Source organism: Bradyrhizobium sp., assembly GCF_036009065.1.
GTDB lineage: Bacteria > Pseudomonadota > Alphaproteobacteria > Rhizobiales > Xanthobacteraceae > Bradyrhizobium.
Genome location: NZ_DASYMN010000091.1, coordinates 1 through 2898 on the forward strand (window position 1 = coordinate 1; position 2898 = coordinate 2898).

The 2898-nt window shown below is 65.0% G+C and carries 4 protein-coding genes; 3 read left to right on the plus strand and 1 reads right to left on the minus strand.

Features of this window, described 5'->3' with window-relative positions; genetic code table 11:
* The 3 genes from flgG to flgH all read left to right on the plus strand — a co-directional run.
* Positions 1 to 751 (plus strand): flagellar basal-body rod protein FlgG (gene flgG, locus VGP39_RS05605; RefSeq protein ID WP_327567115.1); only part of this gene is annotated, 751 nt, incomplete at its 5' end.
* Between the two features lie 11 nt (positions 752 to 762).
* Positions 763 to 1839: a flagellar basal body P-ring formation chaperone FlgA gene (gene flgA / locus VGP39_RS05610; RefSeq protein ID WP_327567116.1), complete on the plus strand. Its 1077-nt coding sequence runs from the start codon at positions 763 to 765 to the stop codon at positions 1837 to 1839.
* Positions 1840 to 1844: 5 nt separating this feature from the next.
* The gene (gene flgH, locus VGP39_RS05615) at positions 1845 to 2603 is read left to right on the plus strand and encodes a flagellar basal body L-ring protein FlgH (protein ID WP_327567117.1); all 759 of its coding nucleotides are present in this window, start codon (positions 1845 to 1847) and stop codon (positions 2601 to 2603) included.
* 120 nt (positions 2604 to 2723) lie between these two features.
* Here the strand turns inward: flgH and VGP39_RS05620 are convergent.
* A partial coding sequence (locus VGP39_RS05620; protein ID WP_327567118.1) for a transposase occupies positions 2724 to 2898 on the minus strand: 175 nt, incomplete at its 5' end.

The following is a 2898-nucleotide window of genomic DNA, read 5'->3' on the forward strand; positions in this document are numbered from 1 at the left end:
CCAGGAACTCAACGTCCAGGTCATCTCCAACAACATCGCGAACCTGCGCACCACCGGCTACAAGAAGCAGCGCGCGGCGTTCCAGGACCTGATCTACGACCATGTGCGCCGGGTCGGCGCGCAGGCCTCCGACCAGGGCACCATCCTTCCCGTCGGCATCGACATCGGCGGCGGCGTCAAGACCGTGGGCACGCCGCGGCTGATGACGCAAGGCACGCTGTCGCCGACCGGCAACGATCTCGACATCGCGATCCGCGGCGAAGGCTTTTTCAAGATCCAGATGCCTGACGGCACCTATGCCTATACCCGCGATGGCTCGTTCCAGATGGACGCCCAGGGCCGCGTGGTCACGGCGCAAGGCAATCCGGTGCAGCCGACCATTACGATTCCGCAAAACTCGTCGGGGCTGACCATCAACGCGCAGGGGCAGGTCACGGTGACGCTGCCGGGCTCGACCACGCCGACCACGGTCGGACAGATCGGGCTGACGCGCTTCATCAACAAGGCCGGGCTGCAGCCGAACGGCGACAATTTGTTCACCGACACGCCGGCCTCCGGCACGCCGCAGGACGGTATCGCCAATGCCGACGGTTTCGGCGACATGCAGCAGTCCAGCCTCGAGCAGGCCAATGTCGAGGTGGTGTCGGAAATCTCCGACCTGATCGCAGCGCAACGCGCCTACGAGATGAACGCCAAGGTGATCAGCGCCGCCGACCAGATGCTGCAGTCCACCGCCAACATGTTCCGCTGAGGGAGCAGATGATGAAGATTGGTTCGCTGCTCCTCGCAACCGCCCTGCTCGCGGCTGGCGCTGCGCCGACGCTTGCGCAGGGCCGCGGGGAAATTATGGCTCCGGTGCTGCGCGCCAGCATCAATGTCGCAAGCGATGTGGTGCGGATCGGCGACGTGGTCGACAATGCCGGCGCCGCCGCGCAGATCGCAATCTATCGTGCGCCCGATCTCGGCACCACCGGCTCGCTGCCGACAGCGCAGGTGCTGACCGCCTTGCGGGCGCATCAGGTGATCGGCGTCGATACACGGGACCTAAAGGCGATTTCGGTGACGCGGCTGGCGCGCACCCTCGAGGCAAAAGACGTCGAGTTGCAGGTCGCCCGCGCGCTGGAGCGTCGCAACGGCCTTGGCGATGCCGCCAACCTGTCGCTGACCTTCGACCGCGACGTGCAGACGCTGCAGCTCGACGCGTCCAATACGGGCAACCTGCAGCCGGTCGCTGCACGCTTTGATGCGCGCAGTGGCCGCTTCGACGTCAGCTTCGAGATCGCCAATGATGCGAGCTCGGCACCGACAAAACTCCGCTTCACCGGCAGCGCGGTCGAGACCATCGAAGCCGCGGTACTCGCGCGCGGCGTCGAGCGCAACGAGGTGCTGAAATCCTCCGATGTGGTGATCGAGCGGCGGCCGAAGGCCGAGGTCGGCAACGACGCCGCCGGCCGCGACGGCGCGGTCGGCATGCAGGCGCGGCGGCAATTGCGCGCGGGGCAAGCGCTGCGGACGACCGACCTCGCCAAGCCCGATCTGGTGACGCGCGACCAGAATGTGACGCTGATCTACGAATCCTCCGGGCTGTATCTCACCATCCGCGGCAAGGCGCTGGAAGGCGGCACCGAAGGCGATGTCGTCAATGTGCTCAACCTGCAATCCAAGCGCACGGTGTCCGGCATTGTGGTCGGGCGCGGCCAGGTCTCGGTCGCGATCGCTGCGCCCCGCCCCGTAGCGGCCGCCGAAGTCCCCGTCACTACAGGTGCAGCCGAACCTGTCGCTGCCCCTGTTGCCGTAGCCACTAACAATACCGCGTCTGGTCCTCGAAAAGCCGAGTAGAGTTCATGTTCACGTCGCAAAAGTTCAATCGTATCGCTCTCATCGCCGCGCTGCTGACGACAGCCGGCCTCGGCGGCGGGTGCTCGGCGCTCGACCGCTTCGCGGCGCTCGGCGAGAAGCCGGCGCTGACGGCAATCGAGAATCCGACGGCGCAGCCCGGCTACAAGCCGGTGCAGATGCCGATGCCGAAGCCGGAGCCGGCGTCCTACAACGCCAATTCATTGTGGCGCAACGGTTCGCGCGCCTTCTTCAAGGATCAGCGCGCGCACCAGATCGGCGACCTGCTCACGGTGACGGTGAATTTCACCGACAAGGCCAACATCGCCAACGAAACCCAGCGCAGCCGCGCCGCCAAGGAAGATTCCGGGATCACCTCCTTTCTCGGCGACAAGCTGATCAAGAATCCCGCGACCGCGATCCTGCCCGGCCGGCTGCTCACGGCGGACGGAACGGCCTCGACCGACAACAAGGGTTCGGTGCAGCGCCAGGAGAATTTGCAGACCTCTATCGCCGCCGTGGTCACGCAGGTGCTGCCGAACGGCAATCTGGTGGTCGAGGGCAAGCAGGAGATCCGCGTCAATGTCGAAATCCGCGAATTGATCGTCGCCGGCATCGTGCGCCCGGAGGACATCCAGAGCGACAACACCATCGACAGTGGCAAGATCGCCCAGGCCCGTATCGCCTATGGCGGCCGCGGCCAGATCACCGACGTGCAGCAGCCGCGATATGGCCAGCAGTTCATGGACGTGATCCTGCCGTTCTAGAAATCGTGCCCCGGACGCGGCGCAGCGCGAAGCTCTTGCGAAGCGGTGCGCTGCAGAGCCGGGGCTGCAACGAAGACTACGTCATCCTGAGAGTCTGATTCAATATAAGTCGTTGTCATATCAGGCTCTAGCCAAGCGGCGGGAGAGTTGACGGATACTTGCAATCAGGACCCAGGCTTCCGCGCTGGCAATGGATGCCTCGAAGTCTTTGGCAAGCCGTCGGTTACGGCCGAGCCAGGCAAACGTACGCTCGACGACCCAACGTCGCCGCTCGGCCTTGAACGTTCCGACGCTC

Coding starts and splice junctions, on each gene's coding strand:
- flgH (WP_327567117.1), top strand. CDS start 1,845: ATGTTCACGTCGCAAAAGTTCAATCGTATCGCTCTCATCGCCGCGCTG.
- flgA (WP_327567116.1), top strand. CDS start 763: ATGAAGATTGGTTCGCTGCTCCTCGCAACCGCCCTGCTCGCGGCTGGC.